This window comes from uncultured Psychroserpens sp., assembly GCF_947494225.1.
Lineage (GTDB): Bacteria > Bacteroidota > Bacteroidia > Flavobacteriales > Flavobacteriaceae > Psychroserpens.
The window spans coordinates 1-254 of sequence record NZ_CANLUG010000037.1; the positions used below are offsets into that span (position 1 = coordinate 1).

General features: G+C 41.7%; 1 protein-coding gene. It reads right to left on the minus strand.

What is annotated here, in order from left to right:
- On the minus strand, positions 1–254 hold a 254-nt coding region (locus Q0893_RS19550; RefSeq protein WP_299278985.1), incomplete at both ends, for a hypothetical protein.

A 254-nucleotide genomic window follows, 5' to 3' on the forward strand; every position in this document is an offset into this window, starting at 1 on the left:
GTGGTGTCATCTATAATCACATTCTGATCTTGCGTGCTTGTGTTTCCATTGCCATCATCATAAGTCCACGTCACTATCGTTGTTGTGCCTTCTCCTGAAATTGGAAGTGTTGCATTATGACTTACAGTTACTGTGCCTCCACAGTTATCTGTAGCTGTTGGTGCTGTTAATGTTGTGACTTCACATTCTGCTGTGATATCTGATAAACTCACTGCATCTGGTGTTGGTGCTGTGGTGTCATCTATAATCACATT